The sequence below is a fragment of the Ensifer adhaerens genome (genome assembly GCF_002940685.1).
Lineage (GTDB): Bacteria > Pseudomonadota > Alphaproteobacteria > Rhizobiales > Rhizobiaceae > Ensifer > Ensifer adhaerens_E.
The window spans coordinates 262,289-281,502 of the sequence record NZ_PNFP01000005.1 but is presented as its reverse complement, the minus strand read 5'-3'; the positions used below and the strand labels follow the sequence as shown (position 1 = coordinate 281,502).

The 19,214-nt window shown below is 63.5% G+C and carries 14 protein-coding genes; 3 read left to right on the top strand and 11 right to left on the bottom strand.

Going from position 1 to position 19,214, the window contains the following annotated elements:
* The first annotated feature begins 1 nt into the window (after nt 1).
* Genes C1A35_RS12335 through soxG form a run of 3 tightly spaced genes read left to right on the top strand, consistent with a single transcriptional unit; the run spans nt 2 to nt 3,856 of the window.
* Nucleotides 2-322, top strand: a complete 321-nt coding sequence (locus C1A35_RS12335) for a sarcosine oxidase subunit delta (RefSeq protein ID WP_104664601.1) — start codon at nt 2-4, stop codon at nt 320-322.
* Nucleotides 319-3,312, top strand: coding sequence for a sarcosine oxidase subunit alpha (locus C1A35_RS12330; protein ID WP_104664600.1), 2,994 nt, complete (start codon nt 319-321; stop codon nt 3,310-3,312). Before C1A35_RS12335 ends, C1A35_RS12330 begins: the two co-directional genes overlap by 4 nt.
* Nucleotides 3,305-3,856: a sarcosine oxidase subunit gamma family protein gene (gene soxG, locus C1A35_RS12325; protein WP_104664599.1), complete on the top strand. Its 552-nt coding sequence runs from the start codon at nt 3,305-3,307 to the stop codon at nt 3,854-3,856. The genes C1A35_RS12330 and soxG overlap by 8 nt, the downstream gene beginning before the upstream one ends.
* Nucleotides 3,857-3,925: 69 nt before the next feature.
* On the opposite strand, the gene nudI is transcribed toward soxG, so the two are convergent.
* From nudI to C1A35_RS12270, 11 genes are all read right to left on the bottom strand, one after another.
* Nucleotides 3,926-4,360 (bottom strand): nucleoside triphosphatase NudI, encoded by a 435-nt coding sequence (nudI, locus tag C1A35_RS36710; RefSeq protein ID WP_104664598.1) that lies wholly within the window; start codon nt 4,358-4,360, stop codon nt 3,926-3,928.
* A gap of 68 nt (nt 4,361-4,428) precedes the next feature.
* Nucleotides 4,429-4,968, bottom strand: a complete 540-nt coding sequence (locus tag C1A35_RS36705; protein ID WP_104664597.1) for a GNAT family N-acetyltransferase — start codon at nt 4,966-4,968, stop codon at nt 4,429-4,431.
* A 23-nt stretch (nt 4,969-4,991) separates the two neighbouring features.
* Nucleotides 4,992-5,480, bottom strand: a complete 489-nt coding sequence (locus C1A35_RS12310) for a MaoC family dehydratase (protein ID WP_104664596.1) — start codon at nt 5,478-5,480, stop codon at nt 4,992-4,994.
* 73 nt (nt 5,481-5,553) lie between these two features.
* The gene (glgX, locus tag C1A35_RS12305; RefSeq protein ID WP_104664719.1) at nt 5,554-7,518 is read right to left on the bottom strand and encodes a glycogen debranching protein GlgX; all 1,965 of its coding nucleotides are present in this window, start codon (nt 7,516-7,518) and stop codon (nt 5,554-5,556) included.
* 99 nt (nt 7,519-7,617) lie between these two features.
* Nucleotides 7,618-9,246: an alpha-D-glucose phosphate-specific phosphoglucomutase gene (locus C1A35_RS12300; RefSeq protein ID WP_104664595.1), complete on the bottom strand. Its 1,629-nt coding sequence runs from the start codon at nt 9,244-9,246 to the stop codon at nt 7,618-7,620.
* A 6-nt stretch (nt 9,247-9,252) separates the two neighbouring features.
* On the bottom strand, nt 9,253-10,695 hold the full coding sequence (gene glgA, locus C1A35_RS12295) for a glycogen synthase GlgA (protein ID WP_104664594.1): 1,443 nt from the start codon (nt 10,693-10,695) through the stop codon (nt 9,253-9,255).
* Between the two features lie 7 nt (nt 10,696-10,702).
* The gene (glgC, locus tag C1A35_RS12290; protein WP_077959708.1) at nt 10,703-11,965 is read right to left on the bottom strand and encodes a glucose-1-phosphate adenylyltransferase; all 1,263 of its coding nucleotides are present in this window, start codon (nt 11,963-11,965) and stop codon (nt 10,703-10,705) included.
* A 78-nt stretch (nt 11,966-12,043) separates the two neighbouring features.
* Nucleotides 12,044-14,254: a 1,4-alpha-glucan branching protein GlgB gene (gene glgB, locus C1A35_RS12285; protein ID WP_104664593.1), complete on the bottom strand. Its 2,211-nt coding sequence runs from the start codon at nt 14,252-14,254 to the stop codon at nt 12,044-12,046.
* Nucleotides 14,251-16,716 carry a glycogen/starch/alpha-glucan family phosphorylase gene (locus tag C1A35_RS12280; protein ID WP_104664592.1) on the bottom strand — a complete coding sequence of 822 codons (2,466 nt, stop codon included), beginning with the start codon at nt 16,714-16,716 and terminating at the stop codon, nt 14,251-14,253. The genes glgB and C1A35_RS12280 overlap by 4 nt, the downstream gene beginning before the upstream one ends.
* Nucleotides 16,717-16,921: 205 nt before the next feature.
* The gene (locus tag C1A35_RS12275) at nt 16,922-18,154 is read right to left on the bottom strand and encodes a vWA domain-containing protein (RefSeq protein WP_104664591.1); all 1,233 of its coding nucleotides are present in this window, start codon (nt 18,152-18,154) and stop codon (nt 16,922-16,924) included.
* Nucleotides 18,155-18,333: 179 nt separating this feature from the next.
* Nucleotides 18,334-19,212: a transglutaminase family protein gene (locus C1A35_RS12270; protein ID WP_104664590.1), complete on the bottom strand. Its 879-nt coding sequence runs from the start codon at nt 19,210-19,212 to the stop codon at nt 18,334-18,336.
* Nucleotides 19,213-19,214 lie beyond the last annotated feature (2 nt).

Genomic DNA, 19,214 nt, shown 5'->3' with positions numbered 1-19,214 from the left:
GATGCTTCTGATCTACTGCCCCTATTGCGAGGAAGAGCGCTCCGAGCTCGAATTCCGCGGCGCCGGCGACGCGCATATCGCCCGCCCGGAAAACATCGCCGACATCACCGACGAAGAGTTCGAGGAGTACTTCTTCCTGCGTCAGAACCCGAAGGGTCTGATCTTCGAACGCTGGCGCCATATCCACGGCTGCGGCCGTTTCTTCAATGCCGCGCGCGACACGGTCAGCGACCGCTTCTACACCACCTACAAGGCCGGTGAGCCGAAGCCGGACATATCGGACATTCTTCAGAGCGAGCAGAACAAGGGAGCCGCGAAATGATGGGGGCCAATCGCATTCCAGGCGTCGGCCGCCTGACACCCGCCCGCACCGCGCGCTTTACCTTCGACGGCCGCACGCTGACGGCGCTCGAAGGCGACACGGTCGCCTCGGCGCTGCTTGCCAACGGCATTCACCTCGTCGGCCGCTCGTTCAAGTATCACCGCCCGCGCGGCATCCTGTCGGCCGGCGCCGAGGAGCCGAATGCGCTGATCGACGTGTCGCGGGATGCCGCCCGGCGCCAGCCGAACGTGCGCGCAACGGTTCAGGAAGTCTTCGACGGCATGAAGGTGGAATCGCAGAACCGCTGGCCGTCGCTCGCCTTCGACGTCGGCGGTTTCAACGATCTCCTGTCGCCGTTCTTTGCCGCCGGTTTCTACTACAAGACCTTCATGTGGCCGAAGGCGGCCTGGCACGCGATCTATGAGCCCTTCATCCGCCGTGCCGCCGGTCTCGGCGTCGCGCCGACGGAAGCCGACCCGGATCACTATGCCAGCCGCTACGCCCATTGCGACGTGCTCGTCATCGGAGCGGGTGTCGCAGGCCTTTCGGCAGCGCTTGCCGCGGCCAAGGCCGGCGCCAAGGTGATCATCTGCGACGAGCAGCCGGAAGTCGGCGGCGCGCTTCGCTATGAAAGCGGCACGACGATCGACGGCAAGGACGGCTGGGACTGGGCGCAGGACACCGCCAAGGCGCTTGCCGCCATGGACAATGTCACGCTTCTCACCCGCACCACCGGCTTTGGCTACTACAACCACAATTTCGTCGGCCTGGTCGAACGGGTGACCGATCATCTCGCAGCGCTCGACAAGTCGCTGCCGCGCGAGCGGCTGTGGCAGGTGCGCGCCAAGAAGGTGATCCTTGCCAACGGCCAGATCGAGCGGCACATGGTGTTTGCCAACAACGACCGTCCGGGCATCATGCTCGCTTCGGCCGGCCGCACCTACCTCAACCATTTCGGCGTTGCCGTCGGCTCGAAGGTCGGCGTCTACACCGCCCATGACTCGGCCTATGAAGCCGCCTTCGACCTCAAGCGTGCCGGTGTCTCGGTTCCTGTCATCGTCGATTGCCGCGAGAACCCCGGCGAGGCGGTGCTCTCGGAAGCACGCAAGCTCGGCATCGAAGTGCTGACCGGCCACTCTGTCATCAAGGCCGGCGGCAAGCTCAGGGTCAACTCGATCAGCGTTGCCCGCAATGGCGGCGGCTCGGCGCGCAAGATCGCCGTCGACGCGCTGCTGGTCTCGGCCGGCTGGACGCCGTCGGTGCATCTGTTCTCGCAGTCGCGCGGCAAGGTGAAATTCGACGCGGCGACGCAGCGCTTCCTGCCGGGCACCTATCTGCAGGATTGCCTGTCGATCGGCGCCTGCAACGGCACCGACGACCTGCAGGCCACCATCGACGAGGCGCTGGCCGCAGGCGAACTGACCGCACGGGCGGCCGGTGCCGAAGGCGGTGCGCAGGTGGCTCTGTCAGGCGAAAACCGCTTCGGCTGGACCGGCGGCATGATCGGCGCTGCCGAGGGCGCCGGCCCGGACACGACGGTCAAGGCCTTCATCGACTTCCAGCACGACGTCTGCGCCAAGGACATTCGCCTGGCGGTGCGCGAAGGCATGCACTCGATCGAGCACATCAAGCGCTTTACCACCAACGGCATGGCCTCCGACCAAGGCAAGCTTTCCAACATGCATGGCCTGGCGATCGCCGCGGAAGCGCTCGGAAAGGACATCCCGCAGGTGGGCCTCACCACCTTCCGCCAGCCCTATACGCCGGTGACCTTCGGCGCCATCGTCAACCATTCGCGTGGGCCCCTCTTCGATCCGGCGCGCAAGACACCGATGCACGCCTGGGAAGAAGCGCATGGCGCCGAGTTCGAGGATGTCGGAAACTGGAAGCGCGCCTGGTTCTATCCGCGCTCCGGCGAAGGCATGCATGAGGCAGTCGCCCGCGAATGCAAGACGGTGCGTGACGTCGCCGGTGTCTTCGATGCCTCGACGCTCGGCAAGATCGAAGTGGTCGGGCCGGATGCGGCGCAGTTCCTGAACCTGATGTACACCAACGCCTGGGACAACCTGAAGCCCGGCCGCTGCCGCTACGGCATCATGCTGCGCGACGACGGTTTCGTCTATGACGACGGCGTTGTCGGCCGCCTGGCCGAGGATCGCTTCCACGTGACGACGACCACCGGCGGTGCGCCGCGCGTCATGAACCACATGGAAGACTATCTGCAGACCGAGTTCCCGCATCTGAAGGTGTGGCTGACCTCGACGACGGAACAGTGGGCGGTCATCGCCGTTCAGGGACCGAAGGCGCGCGAGATCATTGCGCCGCTCGTCGAAGGCATCGACCTCTCGAACGAGGCCTTCCCGCATATGAGCGTTGCCGAGGGCAAGATCTGCGGCGTGCCGACAAGGCTCTTCCGCATGTCGTTCACCGGCGAGCTCGGCTTCGAAGTCAACGTCCCGGCCGACTACGGCCAGGCCGTCTGGGAAGCGATCTGGGCACGGGCCGAGTCGATGGGCGCCTGCGCCTACGGCACGGAAACCATGCACGTGCTGCGCGCCGAAAAGGGCTACATCATCGTCGGCCAGGACACCGATGGGACGCTCACGCCCGACGATGCCGGCCTCTCCTGGGCGGTTTCCAAGAAGAAGCCCGACTTCGTCGGCATCCGCGGCCTGAAGCGCCCGGATCTCGTCAAGGACGACCGCAAGCAGCTTGTGGGTCTTCTCACCAAGGACCCGAAGGTGGTGCTGGAGGAGGGCGCACAGATCGTCGCCGATCCGAACCAGCCGAAGCCGATGACAATGCTCGGCCACGTGACGTCGTCCTACTGGTCCGAAAACTGCGGCCGTTCGATCGCGCTCGCCATGGTCGCCGGCGGCCGCGCGCGTCTCGGACAGACGCTCTATGTGCCGATGACCGATCGCACCATCGCTGTCGAAGTGAGCGACATGGTGTTCTTTGACAAGGAAGGGGGCCGCCTCCATGGCTGACCAGGTTACTGCAAGCCGCAAGGCGGCGCTTACCGCGCGCGGCGGCTCGGCCGAAGCGATCCTGACGCCGGCACCGGCGGCAACGCGCATCTCGCTGCGGGCCGGCGCCGACGCGCTGCCGGCACTTTCGGCCGCACTCGGCGTAACGCTGCCGACGCGGCCGAAGACCTCGGCGTCCTCAGGCCAGCGTCATGCACTGTGGATCGGACCCGACGAGTGGCTGGTGTTCGACGAAGGCGAAGCCGACCTGATGGCGGCCGCCGCCTCCAGCGGCACGCTGCATTCCGCGGTCGACATCTCGCATCGCAACGTTGCCGTCATCGTCAGCGGTCCGGGCGTGGACGTGGCCATCAACAGCGGCTGCCCGCAGGATCTGTCGCTGCCGATCTTTCCTGTTGGAGCCTGCTCGCGCACCATCTTCGGCAAGGCGGAGATCATCCTCTTCCGCACGGCCGAAGACCAGTTCCGGGTCGAGTGCTGGCGGTCGTTCTCGCCCTTCGTCTTCGGGCTGCTGTCTGAAGGTGCTGCCGACGCCGGCCACTAAATGAAAAGGCCGGGGGTGCGTGCAAGCGCTTCCCGGCCTTCCAAGACTACCGGTAAAGGCTGGCTCCCATTACTCGGCCAGCAGCATGCCTTTTTCCAGAAACGTGCGCCTCGTCGCCTCGTTCAGGTCGTAGTCCCGAAGGTCTTCCGGTTCGACCCAGGCATGTTCGACGAATTCGTCGTTGAGGGTGACGTCGCGATTTTCGGCCTCGCAGTCAAAGATCAGATAGATCATGTGAAGCTCTTCGGTTGAGCCATCGGCATAGGTTTTTGTCCTGATGTCGTCCCGGAACGTCCATGGCTTGATGGCTCCGATCTCCAGGCGGTCGCCAAGTTCTTCCCGTATTTCACGGCGCAGGCCTTCTTCGAGACGTTCCCCCGGCTCGAGGCCGCCGCCGGAAAGGGCCCATTGTCCGGGAAACACGCCGCGATCGAGCGGCATCTTGCAGAGCAGGTAAGCACCTTGGTTCTGAATGAGCGGGCACACGATGATACGCTGGCGCACTTGCCTCTCCTTAACTGATCTGGCGACCACGACAGCCGAGTTGGCTTTCGGACGCCTGTTTGATTTTCTCAGACGAAATGGAAATACCAGTAGAGCGCGATCTCGCGGGTTCCGGGCGTGAGCGCGGAATAGAGATGGCGATCGTAGCCGGAAAGCTCGAAGCCGTAGCGCTCGTAGAAGCGGCAGGCGGCGACATTGTTCGACTGGGTTTCGAGCCGGAGCCCCGGCAGGTCCCGGTCCTTTGCCCATACCACGGCTCGATCCATGAGCGCCCGGGCGACGCCGGCTCGACGTGCATCCTTGTCGACGGTGATGTCGTCCACCTCGGCAAAGCCGTTCCATGCCTTCGACAGCGCGATGTAGCCGGCGAGCCTGCCGTCGATGCGTGCGGCAAGGAGGGTGGTATCCGGTTCCGCGGCAGCGTCCACAAGCTCTTGCGGATCGGACTGATAGCTCTTGATATAGCTCTCGACGAAAGCGATGGCGCCAAGGCCGGGGCCGGTGAAGGGCGGCAGTGCCTCGGACGTGATCTCGAAGGAAAAATCGCAACCGGCAAAATCGCTGACGAAGCGCGCGTCGGCCGGCTCGACGATGACTGTTGTTGTCATGGGGTCCGTTCGCTCAAGCCGCGTCAGGCATCGGCGGGCCGATCCTTGGGATCGAACTGGATGATCGTCTGCCAGGTGGCCGTCAGCGCCGGCTTGCGTTCGCCTTCGATCTCGACGCTGACGTCGTAGGTGATCATCAGCATGCTGGCGCCGCGGAAGCGTGCGTCGGCCATGGTGAAGTGGCCGCGCACCCTGGCGCCGCTTTTCACCGGCGCGATGAAGCGCACCTTCTCGAAGCCGTAGTTGATGCCCATGGTCTGTTCGCGGATCTTCGGCAGGCAATTGTAGTTCATCGCCGAAAGCAGCGAGAGCGACAGGAAGCCATGCGCGATCGTGCCGCCGAAGGGCGTTTCGGCAGCGGCCCGCACCGGGTCGACGTGGATGTACTGGTAATCCCTGGTCGCCTCGGCGAACTTGTCGATCGTTTCCTGGCTGACCGTGATCCAGTCGGAAACGCCGACCTCCTTGCCGACCAGAACTTTGATCTCAGAAAGTGAAATGTGTTCAAGCATGTGAACGCCCCGAAACAAGCCCCCCGAAACGATATAGGCCTGCCCGTTGCAACCTGCAAGCGCCGGAAAAGCTTTAGAAAACTTCGACGAGGAAGGCGACGGAGCGGGGCGCGACATGGTCCGGGATGGTGGTTCCCGCAAGCGCATGCTGCCACTTTCCGTCGATGCTGTCAGGAGGCCTGACGGGATGCGGCGCGTGGCTGCGATTGATGACGACGGCAAGGCGCGTCATCCGTCTCTGGATGCGGTCACGGGTGGCGAGCACCATCATCAGATTGTCCGTTGCCGGATGCTCCCAGTCGGCCACGGTCATCGGGTGACCGTCGAGACGGCACCACTCGACATCACCGTTCCCTGTCAGGAACGCGGTCTCGTCGAAAACGCTGAAGCGCGTGCGCATGGCGGAAAGGGCGGCCGTGTGGGCGACGATCTCGTCGTCCATCGCAGCCCAGTCGAGCCAGGTGATGGCGTTGTCCTGGCAGTAGGCGTTGTTGTTGCCCTGCTGGCTTCGGCCACCTTCGTCTCCCGCCGTCAGCATGATCGTGCCGCGGGTGGCAAACAGCGTGCCGATCAGCGCCATCACGTCATGGCGGCGCGCCGCCATGATTTCCGGATCTGCGGTCGTCCCTTCGGCGCCGTTGTTCCAGGAGTGATTCTCGTTGTGGCCGTCACGGTTCTCCTCGCCGTTGGCCTCGTTGTGCTTGCCGGCATAGGAGACGAGATCGGTAAGCGTGAAGCCGTCATGGGCGGCGATGAAGTTGACCGTGCGCGTGCCGCTTTCACCCCAGCGGGCGAAACTGCCTGAGGAGCCGGCAAGGGCTGTCGCCAGCGCGCCGATCGAATGGCGATCGCCGCGCCAGTAGATGCGCATGTCGTCGCGGGCGCGGTCGTTCCACTCGAGGAAAGGGGCGGGGAAGTTGCCGAGCTGGTAGCCGCCGGGGCCAATGTCCCAGGGCTCGGCGATCAGCACCCGGTCGGCAAGCAGCGGATCGGCTGCGATCGCCTGGAAGAGCCTGGCGTCGCGATGGAAGCCACCCATGTCGCGGCCGAGGATCGAGGCGAGGTCGAAGCGGAAACCATCGACGCCGGCGGCGCGCACGAAATGGCGCAGGCTATCGAGGATCAGCGCCTCGACCGCCGGGTTGTCGCAGGCGATCGTGTTGCCGCAACCGGTGTCGTTGATGAGTTCGCCCGGCCGGTCGGTGACATGGCGGTAATAGGTGAGGTTGTCGAGGCCACGCATCGACAACGTCGTACCGAAGCGATCGCTTTCGCCGGAGTGGTTGAAGACGAGATCGAGGATGACGCCGATGCCTTCCTTGCGCAGCGCCTCGACGGTTTTGCGCAACTCCTTGATGCCGCCCGGGACCAAACGCGGATCGAGCGCCATGGGCGCGATCGGATTGTAGCCCCAGCCATTCTTCAATCCCAGCGGTGGCAGATGGCGCTCGTCGATCCAGGCAACGATCGGCATCAATTCCACCGCCGAGACGCCGAGGCGCTTCAGATGTTCGATGATGACAGGTTCGGCCAGCGCTGCCACCGTGCCACGTTTGGCCTCCGGCACATCAGGATGAAGAATGGTGAAGGGCTTGACGGCGATCTCATAGACCAGGCCGCCAGCCTTGAACCGGGGCGCCCTCAGCTTGGCTGTTTTCACCTCGGTGACGATTGCCTTCGGCACCAGATCGGCGGTGTCCTCGCCAAAGATCGTCAGGCGCGGATCATGTTGGAACGGCCGATCGAGTTCAACCGCATAGGGGTCGACCAGCAGTTTGGACGGATCGAACCAGAGACCGTGGTCGGGGGAATAGACGCCGTCGGCACGAAAGCCGTAGCGTGTTCCCTTCGGCGCGTTGGTGACCGTCAGGCTGTGGACGTCGCCGTTGCGCGCCATCGGCAGCTGGCGCAGTTGTTTGGCACCAGTCTTGTCGAACAGGCAGAGATCGATACGGGCGGAGTTTCGCGACCAGACCGCAAACACGGTGCCTTCTGACGTGATGGTTGCACCCAGGCGTGGCAGTCCGGTGGTCGGCATCGTGGCGGCCCTCTTGTTCTTGGGATGTGCCCGGCGGGGCAGAGGAGGGTAAGCGGCAAAAAGAAAGGGCCGCATCAAGCGGCCCGATCGTTCAGCATCTCAGGTGATCACGCTTGGCTCGGTGCGGCCGGTGCGGGTCTTGATGGCGGCGATTTCGTCGGCAACGGCGATGAGGTCGGCGAGCGCCTCCTGCGTGTCGATGCCGTGACGTGCGGCGTCCGGCTCGAAGCGCTCGATATAGACGCGCAGGGTCGCGCCCGAGGTGCCGGTGCCGGAGAGACGGAATACGACGCGCGAGCCGCCTTCGAACAGGATGCGGATGCCCTGGTTCTTGCTGACGGAGTGGTCGACCGGGTCGTTGTAGGCGAAGTCGTCAGCGGTCTCGACCTTGAGCGCGCCGAAGGACTTGCCGGGCAGGCTCGCAAGCTGCTCGCGCAGGTTCGCCATCAGGCCGTTGGCGGCGTCGCTGTCGACTTCTTCATAGTCGTGGCGCGAGTAGTAGTTGCGGCCGTAGGTCGCCCAGTGCTTCTGGACGATGTCGAGCGCGCTTTCCTTGCGCGCGGCAAGGATGTTGAGCCAGAGCAGCACGGCCCAGAGGCCGTCCTTTTCGCGCACGTGGTTGGAGCCGGTGCCGGCGCTTTCCTCGCCGCAGATCGTCGCCACGCCCTCATCGAGCAGGTTGCCGAAGAACTTCCACCCGGTCGGCGTCTCGTAGAGGCCGATGCCGAGCTTCTCGGCGACGCGGTCGGCGGCACCGCTGGTCGGCATCGAGCGGGCGATGCCGGCGATGCCCTTGGCGTAGCCGGGCGCCAGATGTGCGTTGGCGGCGAGCATCGCAAGGCTGTCGGACGGCGTGATGAAGATGCCGCGGCCGATGACGAGGTTGCGGTCGCCGTCGCCGTCGGAGGCGGCGCCGAAATCCGGTGCGTCCGGCGCCATCATCGTCTCATAGAGCGCGCGGGCATGCACGAGGTTCGGATCCGGGTGATGGCCGCCGAAATCCGGCAGCGGTATGAAGTTCATTACCGAGCCCTTGGGCGCGCCGAGACGCTTCTCGATGATCTCCTTGGCGTAGGGGCCGGTGACGGCGCTCATCGCGTCGAAAACGACGCGGAAGCCGCCCGAGATCATCTTGCGGATGGCGTTAAAGTCGAACAGGCTTTCCATCAATTCGGCATAGTCGGCGACCGGATCGATGACGGTGATCGTCATGCCGTCGAGTTCCTGCGTGCCCTCGGCATCAAGATTGATGTCGGCTGCGTCGGAGATCTTGTAGCTGTCGATCACCTTGCTGCGGGCGAAGATCGCGTCGGTAATCTTTTCCGGCGCCGGTCCGCCATTGCCGATATTGTACTTGATGCCGAAATCCTCGGTCGGGCCACCGGGGTTGTGGCTGGCGGAAAGCACGATGCCGCCGAATGCCTTGTACTTGCGGATAACGTTGGAGGCGGCCGGCGTCGACAGAATACCGCCGCGGCCGACGAGCACGCGGCCGAAGCCGTTGGCGGCTGCCATCTTGATGGCGATCTGGATGACTTCACGGTTGTAGAAGCGGCCGTCGCCGCCGATGACAAGCGTTTCGCCCTGAAAGCCCTCAAGCGAATCGAAAATCGACTGGATGAAGTTCTCGGCATAGTTCTTCTGCTGGAAGACCGGGACCTTCTTGCGCAGCCCTGACGTGCCAGGCTTCTGGTCGCCGTAGGGGGTGGTGGTAACCGTTCTTGTCATGCTGACTTAACCTTTCCCGAGAAGTCCGGAATAGAGAGAGACGTAACGCTCGGCACTTGTGGCCCAGGAAACGTCCGATTTCATGCCCTGGGTCTGAATTTTCGACCAGACCTTGGGCTCGCTGTATGCACGCAGCACGCGCCGGATCGCAAGCCGCAGCCCGTCGGCATTGACAGGGGTGAACTGGAAACCGGTGGCGACCTTGGCCGCAAGCCCTGCTTCGTTCGCATCGATGATCGTATCGGCCAGGCCGCCGGTGCGAGCGACGACCGGCACGCAGCCGTAGCGCAGGCCATAGAGCTGGGTGAGCCCGCAGGGCTCGAACCGCGACGGGATGAGAATGGCGTCCGAGCCTGCCTGCATCAGATGCGACAGCGGTTCGTTGTAGCCCGTGACCATGCCGATATGGCCGCGATGGCGGGATGCGGCGGCGAGCAGCGCGCCTTCGAGCGCCGCGTCGCCGGAGCCGAGCACGACAAGTTTGCCGCCCATGGCGACGATTTCATCGGCCACCTCGGCGACCAGATCCATGCCCTTCTGCCAGGTGAGCCGGCTGACGATACAGAAGATCGGGCCGTTGCCCCTTTCAAGGCCGAAGCGTTCCTCGAGCGCGCGCCGGTTGCCGGCACGCTGCTTCAGGCTCGTGCCAGTGAAATGCTGGGCGATATGCGGGTCGGTCTGAGGGTCCCAGATGTCGGCGTCGATGCCGTTGACGATGCCCGAGAGGTCGGCGACGCGGCTCTTCAACAGGCCTTCGAGACCCATGCCGAATTCCGGCGTCAGGATCTCCTGCGCATAGGAGGGGCTGACGGTGGTAATGGCGTCGGCAGTCTGCAGGCCGCCCTTCAGGAAACCGACGTCGCCATAATATTCGACGAACTGCATCGAGAAGGCTTCCGGAGGGAGGGCAAGCTCAGGGAACACCGAGGCGCCGAACTGGCCCTGGAAGGCGATGTTGTGGATCGTCATGACCGTCGGGGTTCCGGCCGCGCGGCCGAAATGCATGTAGACCGGCGTCAGTGCCGTCTGCCAGTCATGGGCGTGGACGATATCGGGTTTCCAGCCGGGGACGATGTCGCCGGCGGCAATCTCCGCGGCCGCCAGCGAAAGCGCTGCGAAACGGCGGAAATTGTCGGCGTAATCGAGGCCGGTCGCGTCGACATAAGGACCGCCGTCGCGTGCATAGAGCGCCGGTTGGTCGAGGACGAGCAGATCCAGCCCGTCGATCTCTGCCTGAAGGATGGCGGCCGGTTTGCCGAACAGGTTGTCGAAACTGCCGACCTTCTTTTTCTTCTTGAGCTTCTGCAGCACGGCCGGATAGCCGGGCACCAGAGTGCGGGTCTTGACGCCGTGCGGCAAAAGCGCTGCCGGAAGCGCGCCGACGACATCGGCGAGCCCCCCGGTCTTGATCAGCGGATAGACTTCGGACGCAACGGACAGGACGTTCATGAAGTGCCTACATTCCCAACTTGTCGATCATCGTTTGCGTGATCAGGCAGACGCCGTTTTCCGAGCGCCGGAAACGCTTGGCGTCTAGCTCCGGATCGTCGCCGACGACGAGGCCCTCCGGGATCACGACACGGCTGTCGATGACCACGTTGCGCAGCGTCGCATGGCGACCGATCTTCACATCGGGAAGAACTACGGCATTCTCCAGACGGGAATATGAATTTACCCGGACACCTGTGAACAACAGGCTGCGGTTAAGCGCAGCGCCGGAGATGATGCAGTCGCCTGAGATCAGCGACGATGTCGCGGAGCCGCGGCGGTTCTCGTCGTCATGCACGAATTTCGCCGGCGGCTTGATCTCGGCAAAGGTCCAGATCGGCCAGGTGCTGTCGTAGATGTCGAGTTCCGGCGTCACATGGGTGAGGTCGATATTGGCCTGCCAGTAGGCATCGATCGTGCCGACGTCGCGCCAGTAGGCCTCACGCTCGAAATCGGAGCGCACGCAGGACTGCGCGAAGCGGTGCGCAACCGCTTTGCCGTTGTCGACGATGTAGGGAATGATGTCCTTGCCGAAGTCGCGGCTCGATTTCGGATCGGCGGCGTCGCGGCGCAGAAGATCCATCAGGAACTTCGTGTGGAAGACATAGATGCCCATCGAGGCGAGGGCCATCTCCGGATTGCCGGGAATGCCCGGCGGATCGGCGGGTTTTTCGACGAAGGCGATGATGCGGTCCTTTTCGTCGACATGCATGACGCCGAAGCCGGTCGCTTCCATGCGCGGCACTTCCAGGCAGCCGATGGTGACGTCGGCGCCGGAATCGACGTGCTGCTGCAGCATCAACTCGTAGTCCATCTTGTAGATATGGTCGCCGGCCAGGATCACCATGTACTCGACGCCATGGTCCTCGATGATGTCGATGTTCTGGTAGACGGCGTCGGCCGTGCCTTCGTACCATTGCGTCTCGGAAACGCGCTGGCTGGCGGGCAGGATGTCGAAGCTTTCGTTTCGCTCGGGGCGGAAGAAGTTCCAGCCGCGCTGCAGGTGGCGGATCAGCGAATGCGCCTTGTACTGGGTGGCGACGCCGATGCGGCGGATACCGGAGTTGAGCGCATTCGAAAGCGCGAAGTCGATGATACGGGCCTTGCCGCCGAAGTAGACCGCCGGCTTCGCCCGTCGGTCGGTCAGTTCCTTCAGGCGACTGCCGCGACCGCCAGCGAGAACATAGGCCATGGCATCACGTGCCAGAGGTTGCGTGCGCTTTTCCACCATTTGTCCTCCCCATACATTGACCTCGGGGTCGTCAAGGCGGCTTTTCGGCGACGCCTTGCGGCCCTCGATTTTCAGCTGTTACTCTTGCTCCAGCATCAGCGTCGCCAAAGGCGGCAGCGTGATGTTGGCCATTATCGCTCCCGTGCTGTTCTTCTCGGCAAAAACGGCGCCGCCGTTGCCCTTGCCGCTTCCTCCATAGATTTCCGCGTCGCTGTTGAGGATCTCCTTCCAGCGACCCGTGACCGGCAGCGGAATGGCGTAGCTCTCCCGGTAGACGGGGGTGAAATTGGTGATGACGGCGACGAGCTTCTCGCCGGGCGCCTTGCGTAGCCAGGCAAAGATGGAGTTGTCGCGGTCGTCGGCCAGCAGCCACTCGAAACCTTCGCCCTCGCAGTCACGCGCATGGAGGGCGGGCTTGGCGCGGTAGGTGCCGTTGAGGTCACGCACCAGCCGCCGCATGCCCTCGTGCAGGTGGTATTCGAGCAGGTTCCAGTCGAGCGCGCGGTCCTCAGACCATTCGCGCCATTGCGCGAATTCCTGACCCATGAACAAAAGCTTCTTGCCGGGGTAGCCCCACATGAAGGTGTAATAGGCGCGGAGATTGGCGAACTTCTGCCAGTCGTCGCCGGCCATCTTGGCAATCAGCGAGCCCTTGCCGTGCACGACTTCGTCATGGGAGAGCGGCAGCACGAAGTTCTCGCTGAAGGCGTAGAGCAGGCCGAAGGTCAGGTCGTTGTGATGGAACTTGCGATGTACCGGTTCACGCGACAGATATTGCAGCGTGTCGTGCATGAAGCCCATGTTCCACTTGAAGCCGAAGCCAAGGCCCCCGGCATGGACCGGGTGGGAGACCTTCGGCCAGGAGGTCGATTCCTCGGCGATCGTCAGGATGCCGCCATGCAGGCCGTAGATCTGGGTGTTCATCGTCTGCAGGAAGCGGACAGCTTCGAAGTTCTCGTTGCCGCCATACTCATTCGGCACCCACTCGCCGTGCTTGCGCGAATAGTCGAGATAGAGCATCGAGGCGACCGCATCGACGCGCAGGCCGTCGACGTGGAATTTTTCGGCCCAATAGAGCGCGTTGTTGACGAGGAACGACAGCACTTCCTGGCGGCCGAAATTGTAGATCGCCGTGTTCCAGTCAGGGTGGAAGCCCTGGCGCGGGTCTTCGTGCTCGTAGAGGGCGGTGCCGTCGAACCAGCGAAGCCCGTGCTCGTCGGTCGGGAAATGCGCCGGCACCCAGTCGAGGATGACGCCAAGGCCGACCTTGTGGCAGCCGTTGACGAAACGGGCAAAGCCCTCCGGCTCGCCGAAGCGGGCGGTCGGGGCGTAGAGACCCGTTGTCTGGTAGCCCCAGGACGGATCGAATGGGAATTCCGAGATCGGCAGGAACTCGATATGGGTAAAACCCATGTCGACGCAGTAGGGGATCAGCCGGTCGGCAAGCTCGTCCCAAGAGAGCATATCGCCATTGTCGCGGCGCTGCCAGGAGCCGGCGTGGACCTCATAGATCGAGATCGGCTGCCGTCTTGCGTCGGCCGAGGCCCAATGCTTGCGATGTGCCTCGTCTTCCCAGGTCTGGGCGATCTCCGGGGTCGTCATCGAGGCGGTGTTCGGGCGAAGCTCGGAGCGCCGGGCAAAGGGATCGGCCTTCAGCGGCAGCAGCGTGCCGTTGCGGTCGAGGATCTCGTATTTGTAGGCAAGCCCGCCTTCGACGCCGGGAATGAAGATTTCCCAGATGCCGGTGTCGGCCCGCAGCCGCATCACGTGGCGCCGGCCGTCCCAGTCGTTGAACTGCCCGACGACCGAGACGCGCTTTGCGTTCGGCGCCCAGACGGCGAAGTGATAGCCGTCGGCACCGTCGTGATGGATCGGATGCGCACCCATCTTGTCGAACAAGCGGAGGTGCGACCCTTCGCGGATGTAGTAGTCATCCATCGGCCCGAGCACCGGCCCGAAGCTGTAGGGATCGACGACGACCCATTCGCCGCCCTCGTTGCGGGCGCGGTAGCGCACCGGCTGGGGTTTCTTCAGCGCGACCGGGCCTTCGAAGAAGCCGGCATCGTCGCGCCGTTCAAGCGTGCCCAGCTCCTTGCCGGCGAGTGTCTCGACCGCCACGGTCTCGGCATCGGGGACGAAGCAGCGGGCAAGGATGACCTTGCCAGCGGGGTGCAAGCCGAGAACCGCGAAGGGGTCGTCATGCATGCCCTGAAGGATGGCCGCGATTTCCGGCGCTGACAGCAGACCTGAAGCTGCGGGTTCCGGGTCCTTGCCGGCCGAAGGCGTCATCCGGCTCTCCAGATTTCCCCGGCATATTGCCGGATGGTGCGATCGGACGAGAACCAGCCCATCCGTGCCGTGTTGCGGATGGCCTGCGCATACCAGTCGGACGGCGTCGTCCAGAGCTGGTCGATCTCGCGCTGGGCCTTGGCATAGGCCTCGAAGTCGGCCGCGACCATGAACCAGTCGTGATTGTAGATGCCGTCGACGAGGCCCGAGAAGCGGTTGCGGTCATCGGGCGAGAACACGCCCGAGGCAATCGCCTGCAGCGCCTGCGACAGTTCGCGCGAACCTTCAATGATCGCGCGCGGATTGTGGCCCTCGGCGCGTGCCTTGGTCACCTCCTCGGCGGTCATGCCGAAGATCTTGATGTTTTCCTCGCCGATCCAGTCGCGCATCTCGACATTGGCGCCGTCGAGCGTGCCGATCGTCAAGGCGCCGTTCAGCGCGAATTTCATGTTGCCGGTGCCGGACGCTTCCATGCCGGCGGTCGAGATCTGCTCGGAGAGATCGGCGGCCGGAACCATGATCTCGGCGAGCGAGACGTTGTAGTTCGGCACGAAGACGATCTTCAAGAGGCCGCGCACGGCCGGGTCGTTGTTGACGACGCGGGCGACGTCGTTGGCGAGCTTGATGATCAGCTTGGCATTGTGATAGCTCGGCGCCGCCTTGCCGGCGAAGAGCTTGACGCGCGGCACCCAGTCGAGCTCCGGATGCGAGCGGATCTGGTCGTAGAGCGCCACCGCCTCGATGATGTTGAGGAGCTGGCGCTTGTATTCGTGGATGCGCTTGATCTGGATGTCGAACATCGCCGACGGATCGAGCCGGATGCCGAGCCGGCTCTGCACGAGCTGTGCAAGACGCACCTTGTTGGCGCGCTTGACGGCGGCGAAATGCTCCTGGAAATCGGGCTTGTCGGCGAAGGCATCGAGCGCCTGCAGCGCCTCGGTGTTGTCCATGAACTCGTCGCCGATCGCATCACGGATCAGCCCGAAGAGCCCGGGATTGCACTGCATCAGCCAGCGGCGCGGGGTAATGCCGTTGGTCTTGTTGTTGATGCGGTCCGGATAGAGCTTGTGCAAGTCGGCAAAGACCGTTTCCTTCATCAGCTCCGTGTGCAGCGCCGAAACGCCGTTGATCGAGTGCGAGCCGACGAAGGCGAGGTTGCCCATGCGCACCCGCCGTTCGCCGCTTTCGTCGATCAGCGAGATGTTGCGGATCTCGTCGTCGGTGGCGCCCTTCTGGCGGCGGGCCTCGATCAGGATCTTGGCGTTGATCGCATAGACGATCTGCATGTGGCGCGGCAGCAGCCGCTCGATCAGCGGCACCGGCCAGCTTTCGAGCGCCTCGGGTAGAAGCGTGTGGTTGGTGTAGGAGATCGTGCGGCGGGTGATGTCCCAGGCCTGTTCGAAATCGAGGCCGTGCAGGTCCGTCAAGAGTCGCACCAGTTCGGCGACCGAGATGGCCGGATGGGTGTCGTTGAGCTGGATGGCGACCGCGTCCGGCAGCGAGTTGAAATCCGGATACTGTTGCAGGTGGCGGCGCAGGATGTCCTGCAGCGAGGCGGAGGAGAAGAAATACTCCTGGCGCAGCCGCAGTTCCTGGCCGGCCGGCGTCGCGTCGGCCGGATAAAGAACGCGCGTCAGGCTTTCCGCCTTGTTGCTTTCCTTGAGGGCGCCGATGTGGTCGCCGGCGTTGAAGGCGGCAAGCAGGATCGGATCGATCGGCTGGGCTGTCCATAGGCGCAGCGTGTTGACGCGTTTGGCCCGCCAGCCGACGGCGGGCGTATCGAAGGCGGTGGCGATTACGCGCTCGGCCGGCTTCCAGACGAAGCGCTGGATCTCCTCGTCAATATTGGCGGTTTCGACCACGCCGCCGAAGCCGATTTCGTAGGAGCTTTCGCGCCGCTCGAATTCCCAGGGGTTGCCGTGGGCAAGCCAGGTCTCCGGCAATTCCACCTGCCAGCCGTCCGCCATCTGCTGGCGGAAGAGGCCGTGCATGTAGCGGATGCCGTAGCCATAGGCCGGCACGTCGACGGTCGCCATCGATTCCATGAAACAGGCGGCAAGGCGGCCGAGGCCGCCATTGCCGAGTGCTGCGTCCGGCTCGAGCTGGGCGACGACGTCGATATCGACCCCGAGGGAAGCGAGCGCATCGCGCATCTCGTCCATCAGGCCGATATTGGTCATGGCATCGCGCATCAGCCGGCCGATGAGGAATTCGAGCGAGAGGTAATAAACACGCTTGGCGCCGGTCGCGTAGGTTTTCCGGGTGGAGTCCATCCACTTGTCGGTGATGCGGTCGCGCGCAACGAGAATCGCCGCAGTCAGCCAGTCGTGAGGCTTTGCGACCTTCGGATCCTTGCCGATGCGGTACTTCAGGCGTTCGAGGATTTCGACGGCGAGCTGACCGGGTTCTGACGACCGTGGGGCTGGCTGCGGCACGTCGTTGGTGGAGAGCCTGTTCATCATGAAACTGTCTTTACCCTTTTGCGTTGGGAGATCGCAGGCCGGACCCGACCGGGGATAAAGGCAATTTATGCATCGATCCGAAGCGCTTGCAATAGATGTTTTTAAATGGATTAGACTTGTCTCAAACGGTGGATTGCGACCGCCGCGAAACTGAAAAATGCCGCCCGGCGAACCGGGCGGCGTGGTAGGTCTCAGATCTTTTCCATTACTTGGTCAGGCGCGTCGCCATGGCCGATGCCCGCTCGCCGATCGCCTTGAAGGCTGCGATCAGATCGGCGGCTTCTTCCGCCTGGAAGTAGTTGGCTTCGGTCGTGGCGCAGGCCTTGAGCAGCGACTTGCCGCGGTCGGGCGCCATGAAGGCGACGGTATAAACCTGCACTTTGTTCTTGCGAGCCGTATCGCACCAGGCCAGCGTCGTCGTGTCGTCGCTCGTGTTGTTGTTGTCGCCGTCGGTCATGAATACGATGTACTTCGTCGGAACCTGGCCGTTCTTGGCCTTGTGGGCCGTGTCTTCGGTCGTTGCGGTTACGCGGCTATAGGCCGTCTTGAACGCGTTGCCGGATGCCGTGCCGCCCGTTGCAACGAGGGCGTTCACGTAGGTCGAGGTTCCAGACGTACCCCAGGCCATGTTGCCGGCTGTGTCCTGAGCGGAGTTGTAGGAAACGGCTGCCGTGCGGACGTAGAGCGTAGTCGGGTCGGCGGTGTTCAACTGCTTCAGCAGATCGCCGACGGCGGTCTTCAGCGCGTCGATCTTCGTCACGTAGCAGGGGCTGGTTGCCTTCAGGTTGGGATACTTGCTCCAGTTCGATTCCGTGTAGTTCGGGCAGGACGATTTCGCGGTGTTTGGCGTATTGGTTTTCCAGGCCATCGAACCGGACCGGTCGAGCACCAGATACATGGAGAGCGCATTCTTGCTCTCGGTAGCGCTTTCAGCAGTGGCGCGGGTTTCAATAGCGATCGATTCCTGTCCAAGCAGGCGCGTCAGCGCATTGAACTGGAGCGTTTGCTTGTTGAGAACGGTCACCTTGAAGATCTTGCCGGTGGCGCCGTTGGCGCTTTCGGCGATATCGACCGTTGCCCGGTTTGCTGTGTCGGTATCGCCCACGCTTGCAGCGGCCGCGCTCTTGCTGACGCCATCTGTCGGAGTGGCTGCAGATTGTGCCTTAAGGAAGTTCAGCGCGATTTTTGTGGCGTCCTCCTTGGCCTTCTCCGGCGTCGTCGAGGTCATCGTCACCAGGGCCGATGCCGCCGCCAGCGCGGCGGCATCCGCTTCGTCCTGCATGCGGGTTTTCATGGTCATCATGCTGGCCAAATCGACGGCGACGCCGCCAGCGCCCAATACCAATGGCGCGGCGAGCGCTGCCATAATGCCGAAATTGCCACCCCGGTCCTTGAGCATAGCCAAGAAGGACCGGCCTACAGTGTATCGTCTTCCCATCTTTGCACACCCCAGAGGAACACGTTGCAAGCTTGGGGGGCATCAATAGCGGCGATGGCTTACGATATCGTTCCGCCAATCGCTGCAATTTTAACGGAATTCGGGAAAACCAGTGCTTACAGCGGGTTCTGCGGCAATTGCCGTGTGTGAAAACGGGAAATGGGCTGTCTCAAATCGGGTCACGGTACCGGAATGACGTCGACCGCCTGCTTGGTCTTCTGGCTGCCATAGCTCTTCAGGATCCCGATCACGGGTGCGACGTCGCCATAGTCGCGTCCATGGCCGACGACGATGTGGTCGGTTCCAGCCGGAATGTTGTTGGTCGGATCGAGTTCGATCCAGCCAGCGGTTGTGCCGCACCAGACGCTCACCCAGGCGTGCATGGCATCGGCGCCTTCCAGGCGTTCCTTTCCGGGTGGGGGAATCGTCCTTAGGAAACCGCTAACATAGCCGGCAGGGATGCCAAGACTGCGGAGCGCCACGATCATGACATGGGCGAAATCCTGGCAGACGCCGCGTTTCAGCTTGAACGCTTCTGCCGGCGTCGTGTTCACGGTCGTCGCCTCGCCGTCATAGGTGAAGTCCCGATGGATGCGATCACACAGCGCCACGGCGATCTGGCGCACGGTCATCGTGTCGGTGGCGGTGTCGCGCGCGTAGGCGGCAATGTCGGCGGCCTCGGGCAAGAGCGGGCTCGGGCCGGCGAAGTGATGCGGCGCCTCCGCATCGACGGACCAGCAGGCAGCAAGCTCGGCCGGCAGGCCGGCAAGGTCAGGGGAAAAGTCCGCGGTCAAGGCTTGCGCCTCCACCTGCACGCGCGCCTGCATGCGGATCGTCAGGTCGGCATGGGAGGCGCGAAAGAGGATCGACGTAAACGGGTTGGCGAAGAAGTCGATGCTCTCGGTGCGCTCGGCCGGCGCCGGGTGGCAGCTCAGCGAGCCGACGACGAGGCGCTGGCGGCCCGGCAGCGTCGCCGGCAGCACGCGCACGAGGTGGCGCCCGCCGGATACTGGCACTTCGTAGTCATAGGTGATCTTCAGGCTGATATCGTAGAGCATGG